18 protein-coding genes and 1 pseudogene are annotated in these 17,654 nt (G+C 36.7%); 16 read left to right on the plus strand and 3 right to left on the minus strand.

The features are described 5' to 3' along the window. Positions 1 to 10: 10 nt before the first annotated feature. The 4 genes from H8S40_RS00840 to H8S40_RS00855 all read left to right on the plus strand — a co-directional run bounded on the left by H8S40_RS00840 (position 11) and on the right by H8S40_RS00855 (position 3,700). Positions 11 to 652: an ABC transporter ATP-binding protein gene (locus tag H8S40_RS00840; RefSeq protein WP_009245407.1), complete on the plus strand. Its 642-nt coding sequence runs from the start codon at positions 11 to 13 to the stop codon at positions 650 to 652. Between the two features lie 73 nt (positions 653 to 725). Continuing rightward, entirely contained in the window at positions 726 to 2,246 is a 1,521-nt protein-coding gene (locus tag H8S40_RS00845) for a DUF6034 family protein (RefSeq protein WP_117636856.1), read from the plus strand. 300 nt (positions 2,247 to 2,546) lie between these two features. After that, complete coding sequence (locus tag H8S40_RS15970) at positions 2,547 to 2,747, plus strand: hypothetical protein (protein ID WP_240577903.1); 201 nt, start codon at positions 2,547 to 2,549, stop codon at positions 2,745 to 2,747. Next, positions 2,741 to 3,700, plus strand: coding sequence for an ATP-binding cassette domain-containing protein (locus H8S40_RS00855; protein ID WP_226817998.1), 960 nt, complete (start codon positions 2,741 to 2,743; stop codon positions 3,698 to 3,700). Before H8S40_RS15970 ends, H8S40_RS00855 begins: the two co-directional genes overlap by 7 nt. A 336-nt stretch (positions 3,701 to 4,036) precedes the next feature. Here the strand turns inward: H8S40_RS00855 and H8S40_RS00860 are convergent, their stop codons facing one another. Next, on the minus strand, positions 4,037 to 6,346 hold the full coding sequence (locus tag H8S40_RS00860) for a tetratricopeptide repeat protein (protein ID WP_330603360.1): 2,310 nt from the start codon (positions 6,344 to 6,346) through the stop codon (positions 4,037 to 4,039). Positions 6,347 to 6,548: 202 nt separating this feature from the next. Between H8S40_RS00860 and H8S40_RS16260 the strand changes: the two genes are divergently transcribed. Further along, on the plus strand, positions 6,549 to 6,683 hold the full coding sequence (locus tag H8S40_RS16260; RefSeq protein ID WP_255646893.1) for a hypothetical protein: 135 nt from the start codon (positions 6,549 to 6,551) through the stop codon (positions 6,681 to 6,683). Positions 6,684 to 6,723: 40 nt separating this feature from the next. Here the strand turns inward: H8S40_RS16260 and H8S40_RS00865 are convergent, their stop codons facing one another. Beyond that, positions 6,724 to 7,332, minus strand: coding sequence for a GNAT family acetyltransferase (locus tag H8S40_RS00865; protein WP_117636858.1), 609 nt, complete (start codon positions 7,330 to 7,332; stop codon positions 6,724 to 6,726). Beyond that, positions 7,325 to 7,510, minus strand: a complete 186-nt coding sequence (locus tag H8S40_RS00870; protein ID WP_117636859.1) for a hypothetical protein — start codon at positions 7,508 to 7,510, stop codon at positions 7,325 to 7,327. The genes H8S40_RS00865 and H8S40_RS00870 overlap by 8 nt, the downstream gene beginning before the upstream one ends. 294 nt (positions 7,511 to 7,804) lie before the next feature. On the opposite strand from H8S40_RS00870, the gene H8S40_RS00875 reads away from it, so the two are divergent. The 11 genes and pseudogenes from H8S40_RS00875 to H8S40_RS00925 all read left to right on the plus strand — a co-directional run bounded on the left by H8S40_RS00875 (position 7,805) and on the right by H8S40_RS00925 (position 17,510). Then, complete coding sequence (locus H8S40_RS00875; protein ID WP_118725392.1) at positions 7,805 to 9,490, plus strand: recombinase family protein; 1,686 nt, start codon at positions 7,805 to 7,807, stop codon at positions 9,488 to 9,490. 311 nt (positions 9,491 to 9,801) lie between these two features. Next, on the plus strand, positions 9,802 to 10,005 hold the full coding sequence (locus tag H8S40_RS00880; protein ID WP_186864320.1) for a helix-turn-helix transcriptional regulator: 204 nt from the start codon (positions 9,802 to 9,804) through the stop codon (positions 10,003 to 10,005). A 1-nt stretch (position 10,006) separates the two neighbouring features. Then, on the plus strand, positions 10,007 to 10,330 hold the full coding sequence (locus H8S40_RS00885) for a hypothetical protein (RefSeq protein ID WP_055061723.1): 324 nt from the start codon (positions 10,007 to 10,009) through the stop codon (positions 10,328 to 10,330). A 316-nt stretch (positions 10,331 to 10,646) separates the two neighbouring features. Beyond that, positions 10,647 to 10,748, plus strand: a pseudogene (locus H8S40_RS16510) (antirestriction protein ArdA); the annotation flags it as partial. Between the two features lie 147 nt (positions 10,749 to 10,895). Beyond that, on the plus strand, positions 10,896 to 11,597 hold the full coding sequence (locus tag H8S40_RS00895) for a lantibiotic protection ABC transporter ATP-binding protein (protein ID WP_207723242.1): 702 nt from the start codon (positions 10,896 to 10,898) through the stop codon (positions 11,595 to 11,597). Between the two features lies 1 nt (position 11,598). Continuing rightward, a complete protein-coding gene (locus H8S40_RS00900) occupies positions 11,599 to 12,342 on the plus strand; it encodes a lantibiotic immunity ABC transporter MutE/EpiE family permease subunit (protein WP_077718111.1) in 744 nt (247 codons plus the stop codon). Continuing rightward, the gene (locus tag H8S40_RS00905; RefSeq protein WP_074048952.1) at positions 12,342 to 13,085 is read left to right on the plus strand and encodes a lantibiotic immunity ABC transporter MutG family permease subunit; all 744 of its coding nucleotides are present in this window, start codon (positions 12,342 to 12,344) and stop codon (positions 13,083 to 13,085) included. The genes H8S40_RS00900 and H8S40_RS00905 overlap by 1 nt, the downstream gene beginning before the upstream one ends. Positions 13,086 to 13,252: 167 nt before the next feature. Then, positions 13,253 to 13,912, plus strand: a complete 660-nt coding sequence (locus H8S40_RS00910) for a response regulator transcription factor (protein ID WP_021404737.1) — start codon at positions 13,253 to 13,255, stop codon at positions 13,910 to 13,912. After that, positions 13,903 to 15,267 carry a sensor histidine kinase gene (locus H8S40_RS00915; protein WP_186864321.1) on the plus strand — a complete coding sequence of 455 codons (1,365 nt, stop codon included), beginning with the start codon at positions 13,903 to 13,905 and terminating at the stop codon, positions 15,265 to 15,267. The genes H8S40_RS00910 and H8S40_RS00915 overlap by 10 nt, the downstream gene beginning before the upstream one ends. Positions 15,268 to 15,579: 312 nt before the next feature. Then, positions 15,580 to 16,269 carry a response regulator transcription factor gene (locus tag H8S40_RS00920; RefSeq protein WP_186864322.1) on the plus strand — a complete coding sequence of 230 codons (690 nt, stop codon included), beginning with the start codon at positions 15,580 to 15,582 and terminating at the stop codon, positions 16,267 to 16,269. Next, positions 16,245 to 17,510, plus strand: coding sequence for a sensor histidine kinase (locus H8S40_RS00925; protein ID WP_186864323.1), 1,266 nt, complete (start codon positions 16,245 to 16,247; stop codon positions 17,508 to 17,510). The genes H8S40_RS00920 and H8S40_RS00925 overlap by 25 nt, the downstream gene beginning before the upstream one ends. The last annotated feature ends 144 nt before the right edge of the window (positions 17,511 to 17,654 follow it).

Raw genomic sequence — 17,654 nt, forward strand, 5'->3', positions numbered from 1 at the left:
GGAGGGCAAAATGGAATATGCAATCAGGTTGAAGGGACTGACAAAATCCTTTCAAAAAGAAAAAGTATTAAAGAACATTACCCATGATTTTGAAAAAGGGAAGATTCATGGGATTATGGGGTTTAACGGTTCAGGGAAAACCGTAATGTTTAAATGCATCTGTGGATTTTTACAACCTGAGAGCGGCACAGTGCTCGTAGGGGGAAAACAGATCGGGAAGGAGCTGGACTTTCCAGATTCCGTAGGCATTATCATTGAAAACCCTGGCTTCTTTCTGGATCTCAGCGGTTTTGCGAATTTAAAGAGACTGGCGTCTCTGAAACACCGTATTTCCGATGACGATGTGAGGGCGACGATGCGTGCCCTAGGGCTTGATCCTCTGTCTAAAAAGAAGGTAGGACAGTATTCTCTTGGAATGCGTGAACGTCTTGGTATCGCACAGGCAATCATGGAAGATCCGGAGCTTTTGATATTGGACGAGCCTTTTAATGGTCTGGACAAGCAGGGGGCAGGAGAGGTCTGCGAGCTTTTGCGGGGATTAAAGGAACGAGGGAAGACTATTCTTATCGCAGCACATAACATGCTGGAGATCGAATGGCTCTGCGATACGATCTGTGAGATGGATGCAGGTGTCCTGACGCAGATAAAATAAAAATACGGGGGAAAGAGTTTATAATTGAAGTTTCGTGAAAAAGCGACAATTCTATAAGATATATGGAGGAAAAATGAAAAAAAGTGTTTTAGCAATTATGGTAGGTGCGTTGTGTATTATTCTTTCCAGCTGTCAGGAAACACCAGAGGAGAGTTCGGTAGTCAGCAAAGTGGATGGGATTAGCGAGGCGGCTGTCTGTGAACCTCTTAAAAAAGGAGAAAAGAGAGAGACAAATGTTCCAACGCATTGGAAATTTGAAGAAAAGAAAAGCAACGACCGTGTGGTTATCCAGGCAGATATTAAGTTGGCCGAACAAAGCATTGGCAATCTTCCAGTCATAGAGATGCAAAATCACGAGTTAACGCAGGAAGAACTGAATGGATTGATTGATTATTTTACGGACGGTGAGGAACTATATATGCCACAGATGGTGACAAAGGATGCGTATCAGGAAGTGTTAGACAGGATTTCCAGCAAGGAAGGAAGTTACTTGCAATCAGCATATTCTACATCGATTGCAGGGATTCAAAACGCAACCCGAGAGGGGATGGAGCTTGCACCGGATGAAGCGTCTGCACCGGAAAAGATGGAGATAAAATTTCAAAAAAAAACAGAGGATCACGGTGTGGAAGCGGCACGGAGTTGGATGAGTACTGAATTGGAAAACACAGATACAGAGGATTATTTTACTGCAGATGTGGGCGAGGACAGGAAGGCATATATAGAAGCAGAGCGGTATAATCAGGAAATTGACAATGACAGTAGTTTTCTCTGGATGGAGGGTTCTAATTTTATAGAAGAAGAAACAATAGAAACTGAGGAAATGCAGAGTGAGTATTACAGTAGCTTTGGCATGGATACCAACGGCTATACAGAGAAATTTCATGAACTGGCAGATGCGTATCGAAAGTGCATGGACAAGATCACCTTTACAGAGGAAGATGGAAAGGAACAGGCAGAACAAGTTTTAGAGGATTTAGGTATCGATGGAATGGGCCTTGTAGATTCTGATCGTACCGTGTGGTTCCCGAATGGCGCATGTTCAGAGCGCAATGGTCTGGGACTTGGTAGTGATGCTTTGTGGCAGGGAGATCTGGATAGAGGATTACCGGGATATCTGTATTGTTTTTCGAAAAGTGTAGAGGGTATTACTTCAGTTCCTGATGGCGTGGTTGCGGAAGAAACAGTGGATAGTTATGTGCCTCCGTTCCAGGTAGAAACAATCTCTATTCTGATAACAGAGGAAGGAATTAAATATTTTAAATGGGATGGGATATCGGAAGAAGTCTGTACGGTGACGGAAAATACAAAGCTTCTGCCTTTTGAAAAAATACAGGCAAAGCTGACAGATCAGATTTTTTATTGGTATTCCGGAAAAGGCCAGTCTGCCAACGACACTACCGCACTGGAGTATGATGTGGTAAACGCAAAATTGCAGTATACTTATACCACAGCCTATCAGGAGCCGAAACACGCATGGTTGGTTCCAGCATGGATTTTTACTGTCAGGGAAAGTATTGGTGGAAATTCTCTACAGGAGCTTTCTTATGTGATCAATGCTTATGATGGCAGTGTGATTGGAGAAGCATATTAGGGTTCAGCGACACTTGAATTTTTATTGACCATAGAATTACAAGGTTTATCATGAGAATAATAAATATGCGATATTTGGCTTGGATATATAACAGGTAAGAATAGGAATAGTGCAAATGATTAAGCTCGCATTGATTGATAACGGTATACCTTATCATATGAGAAATAACAGGAATCAAAGGATTGTTCATAAATCTTTTTTGGCTTCTAAATGCGATCCAAGTGAGTATAAAGACGATAAATCATTCCATGGCGCTGTATGCGTCGGAATTATCACAAGCATATGTAGTGATATAGAATTATGGGACTTAGTCAGAACGGTTATTACGCAATAAATCTGCAGAAAAATCCTTTAGATGAAAATGTAATTCCTTTAGAATATTATGACGATTCCAATGAGTCATTGAACGATATCCTTTATACAGTATATATAGCTTATGAACCTGATATTATTCTTTTGAATCAAGAGGAAGAAATATTTGAAAGTAGTAAGGCATGCTAGATGAATATAGTACTGTCAGTGTTGTAGTAATAGACACGGTTGTAAATGCGTTATTATATATATTAAGTGGGCTTTTTATAATAAAAGGAGAATTCACTATAGGCGGAGCATTTGCTTTTATTACATATAGTGCATATGTTGTAAATCCAATTTCAGCATTGATAAACATTAAATATTATTTTGCGCAAATTGAGCCATCGGCAAAACGTCTTTTTGAGTTATGGGGACAACCGGAAGAATTGGAAATGAAATTATGTGAAATGAAACCTGAGAAAATTTATCAAGATAGGGATATGGTTTTTGAAGTAAAAAATCTTGTCTTTGGTTATGAACCAGGACACCCTATTTTAAATGGTATTTCACTATGTGTAAAAAAAGGGGAACGAATTGCGATCGTAGGAGAAAATGGAAGTGGCAAATCAACACTTTTGAACCTTTTGGCGGGATTCTACCGGCCACAAAAAGGAATAATAAAATTGTATGGAGCTCCTGTGGAATTGATGGATATACAAGATATGAGAAATAGAATTGCGGTTATAAGCCAAAGGCCATATCTATTCCAAGGGACTATAGAGGAGAATGTTAATATCGATGGAAAGGCGTCAAGAGATGCAGTTGTTGAAGCATGTAGAAAAAGTGGTGCTTTAGGTTTTATTGAAAAATTGGATCATGGATTTGGACAAAAAATTGGACAAGATGGTGCAAAACTTTCTGGAGGAGAAAGACAAAAGATAGCTGTAGCTAGGGCTCTGCTGAAAAATGCAGACATTTTACTTATGGATGAGGCTACAGAAGGATTTGATGTTGAATCAAATGAAGCTTTACGTGAGTTATTACATAGTGAATTAAAAAATAAGACTATCGTTTTTATTACGCATAAGTATAAAGAACTGGAAAGTGTTGATAAAGTATATCGCCTTTCAAAAGGAATTTTAGAATTGGTGCGGAGTTAGAGATATAAATTTCTAATAGAACTGAGCCACTATGCATTTGACATATTGTATCAAACAGTAGGTTGATGACGAGATGATTGTAATGTATCGCAGATTGAACAAGCAGAGGAGCATATTTACAAGTTCTCAGGCATTGATGAAGGCAATATACCTAGACTATAAAAAATTTGAGATAGGAGGAGCGAAAAGTGTCAAAAAAAGAAAAGTGATCCTTATGTAAACGCTCCATGTCTAAGAAAAAATGGAAATGGACAAGCGCCTAGTCTTGGAGTGTATCTCAAAACTAGGCGTTTACATTATTGAGGCAATATATTTTACAAGTGTTTGTAGGAACCGTTAGTGCTTGGTGAGAAGAATACTTTTTGCCAGAGCAATTCCAGCTTGTGGATACAATTCTTGAATTGCTTGATATTTTTCTTCAATCAATTCGGGTTCGTCTGCCCATATATCCTCATAAATTTTCAAGGCTTTTTTAAAATGGGTTTTCGCTTGCGAAATATTTGCAGTGATCAGGCAGATACTTCCAAGGGATTCCTGTACCTGGGCATAATCCAAACAGTGGTTTGAATTATATTCTTTGATAATCTGTGCTAATTTCTGAAGAGCAGACAGGGCAAGGTCAGGTTCTTGTATTTCAATTAAGAGGACAGCATAATTATTAATCTGGGGAATGCTGTCATTAGTATAAAGAAGCTGGTATTGTTCTAAAAGAGAGATACCCATTTTCATGTGTTTTTTAGCCAGATCAAGCTGTCCGTTTGTTCGGTAAAGTCCTCCAAGATTGGAATAGAGGTTGGAAACAAGGTGGGCATTTTCTTTTGTGATTTCTTTTATTTGAGCAAGTGCTTCTTTTTCTAATTTTATCGCTTTTTCTGTTTGGGGTTCCAGAGTTGCCTGATAATCCAATAGTAAGGCACGGTCAGAGGCAGTCCCGTAAGTACTTGCTTTTACAAAATGCTGTAGTTCTTGGACAATTTTTTTCATGCCCTTTTGATAGCGGTACTTCTCCATATATGGAAAAACATCTTCTAAAAATAACAGGTATTGGGGAATATCATCCTTTTCAATGAATTGGATGATATTTTCTGCTGTCTGAAATAATTTTTTATAATAGCTAACTTCAATGCCATGCATTAAACATATTTTTCGCAGAGAATCCAATAACGTGTGGCAGCTTGTAATAGAAGGTGCGGTCTCGGAAACGGCAATTTCCTGAATCAGTGGATGTAGAGAAATAGTATGCCGGAGACTTGACTGTACAAAACCTGTCTCAATCAGATCGTTGATATCATTTAAATTTCTTAATTGAAGCCATTCAGCCCAAAGCCGTGCAGAGATACCACCAGAAGGAAGAAAGCACAGATTACGCATGATTCCCCTTTGTTCCTGGGAGAGAGAATAGAGGGAAAATAGGGTGTGAATATGGTAATAGTAGGTTGCATTACTGCTCTGTCCGTCTTTGAAGGCTTTGATTTTGTCCTCATTTTCGAGAGAAGCCTTTTCTCTTTGAAGCTTTTCTAGTAATTGCTGCGGAGCTAAAATTCCGTTTTCCAGAAGCTTTGCTGCTAATTCTACGGCGAAAGTATGACGATGAACGGTTGCGATGATTTCATCTACAAGTGACCGATGTTCTTCGGCTTCCGAATAAAAGGAAGATACCAGTTGAAACAGGCTGGATGATTCTTTAATCTCTTTTAAGTGCAGGGTACAGTAACTATCGAATTTGCTTCTTGTTGTAAAAAGAATCCGGCAGCGGTATTTTAACATTACGGACAAAAAGGAGTCCTGTGTTGCGGTTGCATTGAAGTTGTCTATGATGATTAAAGTATCATCTTTCAAAGAACGAAGGAAACGGTTGTGTTTTCGGAAACGTTCTTCTTCGGCATCTTCAGGTAAATCATCAGCAAAATCCATATCCGTAACAGATTGATGTAAATCTCCGGCATATTCAAAATACAGGATGTTTGTGTAATGCTTTTTATAGTACTTTGCATAGGATTTTGCCAGTTCGCTTTTCCCGATTCCGGCAATTCCGTAAAGAAATACTTTGCTATTATCTTCCAGAAGGGAATGTAATTCTGTTGTTTCATCTTCTCTCCCTACAAAATGGCGGCATGGTCTTGGGACTTCACTATCCATAATATAATCCAGTACCATTGGTGAGAGGGAACCACCTGCGATCAATTTCTGGTTTTTGGTATCACGTTTAATAAACGGGCGTTCCATACCAAAAGAAATTAGCTTTGCCAGAAACAGCAGACGTAAATTGGCAGGTTTGTATAGAGAGGTAAGCTCTGCTTTTTTGGCCTCAGAAATTGAAGAATCATGGATAAATAAGGTATAAATATCCTGAAGTGCTTTGTCGCAGTCAGCCATTAAGGGGACAATATTTTGGTGTATAGTTTTCGCCAGTTTTTCCTGATTGCTTGGTCTTGCATAAAAAGAAGATATTTTGGGACTGATTTTCGCCTGGCCTGTCATCCAGCGGCAAACCAGACCATTATCCAAAGTAAATTCTTTGTTTTCAGGACTGTCTAAAAAATCTTCAAATATTTCATATAAAAATTCAGGCTGGCTCATCTGATTGCTTTCACTGATTTGGTTTTTTAAATATGTCATTATCGAACTAAAATCACAACGATCCAATAGGCATTTCCTCTTTTCTATAGATTAAATTAAGTGAACAGGTTTGAATAAGTATATCATACCACGAACATATATTCGGTTCAAGATAAATAGAGATTTTCGTTACATGATTTTCTCAATTTACGGTCAATTCCGGTTCAATGTTGTTTATGAAGAAATTCTGTAAAATAAGCTCAGATTAAAACAATGACAGGAGGAGCTTATGCAACAGAATATTGAATTTGAGCGGTGCATTGATTTTCTGGTACGGATGATTGATAAGTACGGCGATGAAGTCCTCCGGGAGTTGGAGGAAGAAAAACAGAATAAAGAAGAAAAAGAAGCGGCAGTTTCCTGAAATACTAAATGTAAATCAGACTGCCGCTTTTTATGTGTTTTCAGATGAATTTCAAAAGCTGATATAGAGTGTGAGGTTCATTGTTCTGGGAAGCGGTAATACGGGTATCAAATGGCTTGAAATGATTTTGTGTATAAAAGCTCAGAAGAAATTCATTATCTTCGCATTCAAGAAATTCCATAACGCCGCCTACGGAATATTTGAGACCGGATATGGTTTCCAGTGCAAATCCCAGCAGGATGTTTCCAGGGATTCGTTTTTCCTTTGGTAGAGAATAGTTCTTTCCTAACTGTGCAATCAGGTAAGCTGCTGTGTTGTAAGACTGTGTTTCTTCATCCAGAATACTGACACGGGACAGCTTCTTTGCCATCGTCTTACTGATATTTGAAGCCCGGACAGATATTGGCTTTACTGTAAGAGAAAAATAGCCGACCAGTGAAGCATCTTCGGCATCGAATACCAGATAAGTGATAGATTGATCTTTTTTGGTAAACTCAACCGCATTATGTAATAAAAAGTATTCCACATCGGGATTTTGGGGACAAGAAAAATCGGAGAGCAAGTCGTAAAGACTTTCCTCTCCGATATATGTCGGTTCGTCTTTATCCAAATATGCCCGAATATTAACGGTAAAATATTTATCAGACATGTTTTTTCTTCCTTTTTGACATTAAAGCTAAGATTTCCTGTGGGTTTGTTAACTGACGTCCGGGAAGTGCCTGCTTTGGTGTGCGGTCACGATCGGCTTCGTCAATCGCTGCGACAAAACGCTTTACACTATTTGGATTGGATACGACAAAATTATGAGTAATACTTGAAGTAGCCATACTAACACCTCCTCTATTTCTGGCTTTTTGTGTATTTATAGTATATGCAATGTGTGATGAAAACACAATATCAAAAACTGAAATAATTTCTAAATAATTTTCAAGCCGGATATTTATTAGATGCTTCCGGTAAGTGGACGATATTTTGATAACAGATATTCTCTATATCTAATTTAATTATACAAGTGACAGAGAAATGCGTCAACATGGAAAATAAGTATTGAAAAGAATTGGAATAAGTACTAAAATAAAGTTGGGACAATAAAGCGGAGTTACTATATAGAGGAAAAGACTATGAAGAATATAAAAATTAAATGTAATATCTATACCAGAGTATCCACAACCATGCAGGTAGATGGATACAGTCTGGATGCTCAGAAAGAAAAATTAAGGCGTTATGCAGAATTTCAAAATATGGAAATCGTAAATGAGTATTCAGATGAAGGTAAATCTGGAAAAAGCGTGGAGGGAAGACCTGAATTTCAGAGAATGCTGGATAATATAGAGAATGGCACAGATGAGATACAGTTTGTACTGGTATTCAAACTTTCCAGATTTGGCCGTAATGCGGCAGATGTGTTAAACTCTCTGCAAAGAATGCAGGATTTTGGAGTGAATCTGATTTGTGTTGAGGATGGGATTGACAGCTCCAAAGATAGTGGAAAGCTGATGATTTCCGTTCTGTCTGCGGTGGCAGAGATTGAAAGGGAAAATATCCTTGTCCAGACAATGGAGGGACGTAAACAGAAAGCCAGAGAAGGGAAATGGAACGGTGGATTTGCTCCATATGGCTATGAACTGGTAAATGGAGAATTACAGATTGCAGAGGATGAAGCAGAGGTCATACGTCTGATTTATGATAAATTTATTCATACGAATATGGGAATTGCTGCGATCGCCATATGGCTGAATCAGCATGGATATAAAAAGAAAAAGAGACAGAATAATACACTGGATGCATTTGCCGCTTCTTTTATAAAAGGTGTTTTGGACAATCCGGTTTACTGTGGAAAACTGGCTTACGGACGAAGAAAGAATGAAAAGGTTGCTGGAACACGAAATGAATACCGTATTGTAAAACAGGAGAATTATATGTTATATGATGGTATTCATGAAGGGATTATCTCAGAGACAGATTGGGAACTGGCACATCAGAAAAGGGTAAAAAATGGAGTGAAATATGAGAAAATCCATAGCTTAGATCATGAACATATTTTATCCGGAATCTTGAAATGTCCGCTATGTGGAAGTGGAATGTATGGAAATGTGAACCGAAAGAAAAAGAAAGATGGAACTTTGTATAAGGATTATTTTTATTATGCCTGCAAACACCGTCGTTTAATGAATGGTCACAGATGTGATTACCATAAGCAATGGAGCGAGGATAAGGTCAATAATGCAGTTGAAGAGGTTATCCGGAAACTGGTACAGAATCCCAAATTTGAAGAAGCGATCCGAAAAAAAATCGGTTCAAGGATTGACACAGATGAAATTGAAAGAGAAATCGAAAATTTGGAAAAACAGCATAGGCAGTTGACAGGAGCAAAGGCAAGGCTAGGCCAACAGATGGATAACCTGGATATCATGGACAAATTTTATGAAAAGAAATATCAGGATATGGAGACAAGGTTATATCGGCTGTATGATGAAATTGAAGGCGTGGAAAATAGCATAGAAGAAGTTAAAAAGCGTTTGCTGAATATCCAGCAGCAGAAAATATCAGAAGAAAACGTCTATCAATTCCTTTTATATTTTGATAAACTATATGATAAGTTCACCGACTTGGAGAAGAAAGAATTTCTCAACAGCTTTGTAGAACGTGTGGACATTTACGATCAGGAGCAGCCGGATGGCAGATTCCTGAAGCACATAAAGTTCCGTTTTCCGGTGTATTTTGGAGACAGGGAAACACAGGAACTTTGTTGGGACAACGAAAGTACCGTTGAGACTTGTGTGTTGCTACAAAGACGAACTATGTAGAAATCCTTAATTTTAGGCACTTTTTTAAGCATATAGTCTTTACGAGCGAGGGCGATAAAATCAGAAATAGAGAGATAAAAAACTATATCAATGTTTCAGTAGTTGTTGATATAGAGTGTGGAGATACAACAAACTAATTCTTATGTTTAAGGGATTATCAATTATGAATGTTAGAACAGAAATTAAAAAAATAAAAATTGAAAATTTGCTTTAAATCATAATTCTATATGTATTCTTGTGTTGACAAAATGTAATGAGTACATTACATTAAAAGTAATCAGTACATTATATTTTGGAGAGGAGCGATAACTTTGATATGGAACAGTATTAAAGTTTTACGTGCTGAAAGGGACTGGACACAAGCAGATTTAGCTGAAAAAGTTGGAATTTCACGACAAGCAGTTATATCAATAGAAAAATATAAATATACTCCGTCATTAGAATTGGCATTTAAAATTGCAGAAGTATTTGGTGTTTCTATTGATGAAGTTTTCGAGCATAGGGAGGACAAATAGTATGAATGAGCAAATTATTATCTTGATTTTTCTTGTTTTAGCATTAGGAGCAACGTTGTGGCTTTATATATTGAAAGCAAAAAAGCAAGTTGAATATAAGGGTGATGAACGCTGGTTGACGATACAGCTAAAAGCAAATCAGTCTGCTAATATAGCAAATTGGACATTGATTATATTATTAGCGATTGCAACATCAGTACCATTATTTATAGATATTCAAATTATGTTTACACTTGACCGAGTAATTCTTTTTGGAGAACTTTTTATTGGTTTGCGTAATTTGCTTGAATTGATTGCAATTATGTATTTTGATAAACAGTTATAAATCATTAGGAAAATATGATAATTTTATACACCTATACACAAAGCAGTTAGTCTTAGGATTGACTGCTTTTTTCTTACCTAAAATCAGATTGGAGTGATGAAATGAGCGATATTTTTAAGGATATGCAGGCAAACGTCGGCTGTGATTATATTTCTAACCTGCCCTCTTACAAGCGTAAAGTGTGGCATGAAATGAAGCGATTACCGCTTACGAATTATGATATAAAACAGTTAGAAGATTTTTCAAAGTATGTGTTTGGTATGTCGTACCAGAGCTTAAAAGATGTGATGGAACAACAGAAAGGACGTGAGGAACAATGCAGGAAACAAGGGTGCTGGTGGAAACGAGAGGAACAACTGGCAAAGAAACAACATCATACTGGTTCGACCTACCGATAGATGTTGCCGAGTTTGAAGAAATCAAAAAATGCCGTAGCTTTATTTTGCATTTATTGCAAGTTACACGCTACGGCTAGATTAAAATATAATATTTTGAAATCTTCATAAAATCTTTAATTTTGCTTTTTATACTTTAACTAAAAAATAAGGAAAGGGTATGAACAATTATGAAAGCAATTTTAAAAACAAATAATCTATGTAAAGATTTCAAAAAGCAAAAGGCAGTGAATAATGTATCTATAACTGTCCGTGAAAATTCAATATATGGGCTACTCGGTCCAAATGGTGCTGGAAAATCTACCACTTTGAAAATGATTACGGGTATGCTCCGTCCTACTAGCGGTAAAGTTCTTTTTAATGGACATGAATGGAACAGAAAAGATTTAGAACAGATAGGAGCTTTGATTGAAACTCCTCCACTTTATGAAAATCTTTCCGCAGTAGAAAATTTAGAAGTCCGTGCAAAATTACTAAATACTCCTAAAACCCGAATAGATAAAGTTTTAAAAATGGTAGATTTGCAAAATACAGGAAGGAAAAAAGCTGGACAATTTTCAATGGGAATGAAACAACGTTTGGGAATAGCTATCGCTTTGTTGAATAGTCCCAAATTGTTGATTTTAGATGAGCCGACAAATGGATTAGACCCTATCGGCATACAAGAATTACGTTCTCTTATTCGTTCTTTTCCCTCTAAAGGGATTACTGTTATTCTATCCAGTCATATTCTATCAGAGGTTCAGCTTATCGCTGATGATATTGGTATCATTTCAAATGGTATTTTAGGATATGAAGGACAGATGAATAAAGATGAAAATTTAGAAAATCTGTTTGTAGAAGTTGTAAGGAAATCACAGGAGGAACGATAAAATGAAAAATTATATATCCTCTGAATATTTAAAACATAAAAATACATTCGCAAAAAAATTAGTATGGTTAGCTCCTATACTAACTTTATGTCTGAATGTACTTACTCCTATGTGGTATCAACAAAATTCATATAACTGGTGGTATGTATTCTTATATCCTGGTTGTTTAACGCTATTATCTATTTTGATAATTCAAAGAGATAATGGCAAATTAAAATTTAGAGCAATTTTGTCATTGCCTGTTGACTTAAAAAAAGTATGGTATGCAAAAATAATCACTTGTATAATATACATTGTACTTGCAAATACAATTTTGATGTTATGCAATGTTGCAGGTGGTTTTATCATTCAACACATTTTTGATATACCTATGACAATTAGCCCAATGCAGGCATTGTTCGGAACACTTTGCATTATTCTGGCAAGTATATGGAATATTCCATTATGCTTGTGGTTTACAAAAAAAGTGGGTGTATTTGCCACTCTCATATTAAATGTTGGAATGAGCTTTATGTTGGGAACATTAGGGGCAAATACAAGTTTTTGGTTCATATGTCCTTATAGCTGGGTTACTCGCCTTATGGTTCCCACATTAGGAATATTACCGAATGGAGAATCAGTAACAGGAAGTGCTTTATCAACTCCTTTACCGTTGGTTATTATGACAATCTGCTTGTCATTGCTTTTACTATATACAATTTCAAAGTCAACGGCAAAATCTTTTATAAAGCAGGAGGTTCTTTAATGTTTAGTATTATCAGATGTTTTCAAGCAGAATGGCTTAAAAGCAGACATACACCATTACTTTTAGTCCATGTGCTTTTTCCGTTAATAGGAGCTGGTGTTTTTGCAGGATATTTTCATATATCCGGTTGGAGTGAGATGACAAATGTAACGACCTTTTTAGAGGTGTTAGCAATTATTTTTCCATTTGTTATTGGTATCGTTGTAGGTATGATAGTCGAACTAGAAAATGGAGCAGGTCATTTTCAGTTAATCTTAGGTACGATCCGTTCACGTATAGCGGTATATATCGGAAAATTAGTATATCTTATCGTTTTAGCAACCTTTGCAACAATACTTTGTATTTTCTTGTTTGCCGTACTCTATCCAGTTATGCCATTTTCGTTTTATATAAAACCTCTTATTATGTTGATATTGTCTGTAATACCACTTTATCTTATTTCCATACCTGTTGGTTTCAGTTTAGGCAAAAGTGTATCTATGGGCATAGGTATTGTAGGAAGTTTATTATCTGCATTGCTAGTTACAGGACTTGGAGATTTTATCTGGAAATTCCTGCCGTGGGGCTGGGGTGTACGATTTATGGATTATTGTGTTTTAAGATATGTTAATGAGGGGCAGTTTCATTCTAACTTACCCGAATTTCAACTAGGTTTTATACTCATGCTGGTTTTTACAGTAGTGCTGTTTATCATAAGCTTAGTGTGGTTTCAGAGATGGGAAGGAGCAAAAGAAAATGAGTAAAAAAATGATGATATTGCTGTTTGTTGTTATTATATGTTTATCTCTTGCAGGCTGTTCTTTGCAGTACAGATAAATGACCGCTACTATATTGCAAAGCGTCAATGACCGATTTTTGTTTTTCTGCCTTTATGGATTATGATATACTAAAAAAGCTAGGAGGCGATACTATGGCAACAATCCTTATGATTGATGATGAACGACCTATTTTAGAACTTGTGAAAAATGGACTGCAAAAGGACGGACATTTAGTTACAGTCTATACGTCCGCCGCACAGGTTCCTCTTGATAAACTGAACAGATATGACTTGATTATACTGGACATTATGATGCCGGATATAGACGGGTTTTCTTATTGTGATAAAATCCGTTCATTAGTGGACTGTCCTATCCTCTTTCTGACTGCTAAGACAATGGAAAATGACATTACATTCGGTCTTGGATTAGGAGCAGATGACTATTTGACAAAACCATTCCGTATTACAGAATTACGGGCAAGAGTAAATGCCCACTTACGCCGCGAACACCGAGAACGACATATAGCTCTTACATTTGACCGGATAAAAATTGATTTATCTGCAAAAGAATTACGGGTAGATAATATACCAGTGCCTTTAACGAAAAGTGAATATCTGATTTGTGAGTATCTTGCTAGTAACAAAGGACAGGTTTTTTCAAAGGAACAAATATACGAAGCTACATTTTCCCTTTATGGAGAAAGCGATAGTTCTACAATCTCGACACATATAAAAAATATAAGGTCAAAGTTTGAGAAAACGGGTGTTCAGCCAATCGTAACAGTTTGGGGGATAGGTTATAGATGGGAATAAAAATGAAAACATCACTTACAAGAACTTTTTATAAATTTCTTGTTTGTCTACTTGGCGGACTATGCTTGTCCGTTGTCGTCCCTTTTGCCTGTATGATGTTTGCTTCCAGTATAGGGCTTGTAACACTTGCAGATAATAACGAACGGCAAACGAAAGCTTTAGTACCGATACTAACTGCAACACCAAATGTATCAGATATACATTTTCCTACTGGAACTAAATTTCTTCGATTAACTAAAAACTATGGATACATAGATACGAATATGAGTGAAGAAGAAAAAGAAAAGGCTTTAATGTTTGCTAAAACGGGGTTCATGGATACAAGTGGTAAAACACAGTTTATTTTCATTACTCGAGATGATGAATATATTGTTTTACAGTATGTTATAGGTTCTCAATATTTAAATGCACAATTTAATCAGTATTTACCATCCCCAGAAATTATGATGATTTCTTTAATCACTATAAGCAGCTTAGGGGTATGTGTTTATCTGACTGTTCATTTTGCTAAAGAGTTGAGAAAAGAATTGACACCTATTTTAGAAGCTACCAAAGAAATTGAGAATAACAACTTAGATTTTACTATCGGACATTCTAAAATATTGGAATTTGAAAACGTGATTATATCCTTTGATAGTATGCGAAATAGTTTAAAAGGTTCATTAGAAAAACAGTGGCGAAGTGAAAAGGCACAAAGAGAACAGATTGCATCTTTAGCTCATGATTTGAAAACTCCATTAACTGTTATGCAGGGGAACATTGACCTATTAGATGAAACAGAACTTGACGAAGAACAAAAGCTATATTTATCGTATGCAATGAGTAGCTCTGAGCAGATGAAACAGTATATAAAAATTTTGATTGATATATCTAAAGCATCTGCTGGCTATCAATTACAAATGGAAGATGTAAATTTTCCAGAGTTTTGGAAACATATCTTATCTCAAACTGAAATCATCTGCAAAGATAAAGGTATTGTTATTCAGCAGACACAGCATAATTTCCCACAGAATATAACTGGGGATAGAATGTTACTGGAACGAGCATTGATGAATTTGGTTTCAAATTCTTTAGAGTACTCGCCTGAAAACTCTACATTATATATAGATGTAAATAGCAAGGACAATTACTTGAATATCTGTATTACAGACTGTGGCTGTGGCTTTTCGCAAGAGGCATTGGATCACGCAAAAGAACGTTTCTATATGGCAGACCAAAGTAGGAGCTCTAAACTGCATTATGGAATGGGTTTATATATTGTTGATAGCATTATAAAACAGCATAAAGGAAAACTTCTGCTAGATAATTCCACAGAAACCAAAGGTGCCAAAGTTACTATAAAGTTACCATTATAAGAGAAGTAATTGTAGGTGGACTTGATGAAAACGGAAATGTTGACCCTGCACAGTTGACTTTTGTTTATAAAACGGGCTTGAAGAATAGCGTAGATGGTGCTAAATTTAAACCACAAAGAAAAAATGCAAGAGGACGACATAGGACTGACGAATTGTGTTCACATGACAGCAACGAGGTTGATATTGAACTTGATGATGTGGATATAACATCTGCAGAGACTAAGGCAACATATGATGAGATAAAGAAAGTGCAATTGTGGAGGCATTGAAGCATTTTAAGATGAATAGTTAATAAAGAGAGGTGCATATGCTATGCCAAGTATACTCGTGGTTGAAGATGATGAAAATTTAAATCGTGGAATTACATTCTCACTGAAAAAATCCGGATATGAGGTTTTTTCAGCAGAATCAGTGAAAAAAGCGAAAAGAATTGCAAGTGATAATAATGTGGATGTTACCATTTGTGATGTGAATCTTCCGGATGGGAATGGACTGGAATTTGTAAGGTGGATGAGATGCAGTCAAAATACATACATTATCTGCCTTACGGCACTAGATCAGGAGATGGATCAGGTTATGGGATATGAAGCAGGGGCAGATGATTATATTACAAAGCCGTTTAGTCTTTCGGTACTTCTTTTGAAAATAGAAGCACATTTCCGCCGCAGACAGGAGAAAACGGAAGCCGGAAAGATGATTTCGGGAGATATCGTATTTATCGCAGGAGAAATGAAAGTCCTGATAAAGAGTCGTGAAATCAGTCTGACAAAAACGGAGTTGAAAATGCTGACTTTTTTTCTTCAGAATCCGAAACAGATTCTTTCAAAAACACAAATATTGGAAAATGTGTTTGATCTGGAAGGGGATTTTGTGGATGAAAATACAATCGCTGTCAATATCAGAAGACTCCGTGAGAAAATCGAAGACAATCCGGCTGCACCGGTCTATATAAAGAATATCAGAGGTCTTGGGTATATATGGAATCAGGGGGTAAGGCAGTGACAAAGAGATATCGCAAGAAGATTACAGTAGTGCTCTCCTTGGTATTACCTGTCATATTATTGTTTGCAATATTAAATTGCTTTACCACGTATGTGTTTTATGAAGATTATAAATATAAAATGAATCTTATGACAGAGATTGCTGCAAAGGAAGAATTTTCCGGGCTGGATGCTGTTTCGGAATTGCTTAAGGATAAGGATGTTGAAACCAACGAACAGGGAATGCAATTATTGGAGCAATATGGATACTGGGGAAATAAAGGAAATGCATGTTATTTGCAATTCCGGCATCAGGTTATGGTGACCGGTGCTGTAAGCACTGTGATATGTGTGCTTCTCTTGACTTTTTTATTTTATTGGAAGAAAAAAGAAGATGCGTGTCATCAGAAAATTTTAGACCAGTTGGAAGAAATTCTGATCAGATTCCGTGAAAACAAATTTGATGATTTACTGAAAACGGAAAATCATGCAGAACTGGAAAAATTGAATGACCAGCTTGAAGCAATCGGACATCATATTCAGTTGCTAAAGGAAGAAGCACGGGCAGAAAAGGAGAACACGAAAGAAATGGTTTCTGATATTTCTCACCAGTTAAAGACACCGGTTGCAGCTTTGGATACATGTTTTAGTGTGCTGATGCAGAATGACTTAAGTGCCACAGAACAGGAGGAGTTTCGTATCCGTTGTCGGAGTGCTCTGGATGGACTGGAGACATTATTGCAGTCACTTCTTGAAATATCCAAGATGGAAACCGGACTGATTCAGATTAATAAGAAAAAACTTCCGCTTATGGATACTGTCATATCTGCTGTGAACCGTACTTATCCCAAAGCGGATGAGAAAGAAATTGAATTCGTTTTTGACTATGCAAAAGAGCTGGAAACATGCACGATTATGCAGGACAAAAGGTGGCTTGGTGAAGCTGTAATCAACGTTCTGGATAATGCGGTCAAGTACAGTCCGTTTGGTTCAAAAATATTTATCCGGTTACAAAAAAGAAACGATCTTGTAAGAATGGAAATTGAGGATCAGGGAATTGGTATTCCGCAGAATGAGTATCACAAAATTTTTCAACGATTTTACAGAGGAAGTTCCAAGGAGGTCATGGAAAAGAGTGGTACAGGAATCGGACTTTTTCTATCGAGAGAAATTATCGAAAAACACGCAGGTACGATTACGGTAACCTCCGGCAAAAAGAAAAAAGGAAGCACGTTTGTGATTCAATTACCATATGTTGGTTAAATTTTAAGTGAGCAGAAATCTTACAATTCTGTAAGACTTCTGCTCGTTTTTTGAAAGTGAAATGAAAGATTGTCCTGCTACAATTTGGATGCAGGTTGAAAATAATATATAAACAGGCAAAGAAAGTGTGCTGAAAAGGTACGT

The sequence above is a fragment of the Ruminococcus hominis genome, from assembly GCF_014287355.1.
Lineage (GTDB): Bacteria > Bacillota > Clostridia > Lachnospirales > Lachnospiraceae > Schaedlerella > Schaedlerella hominis.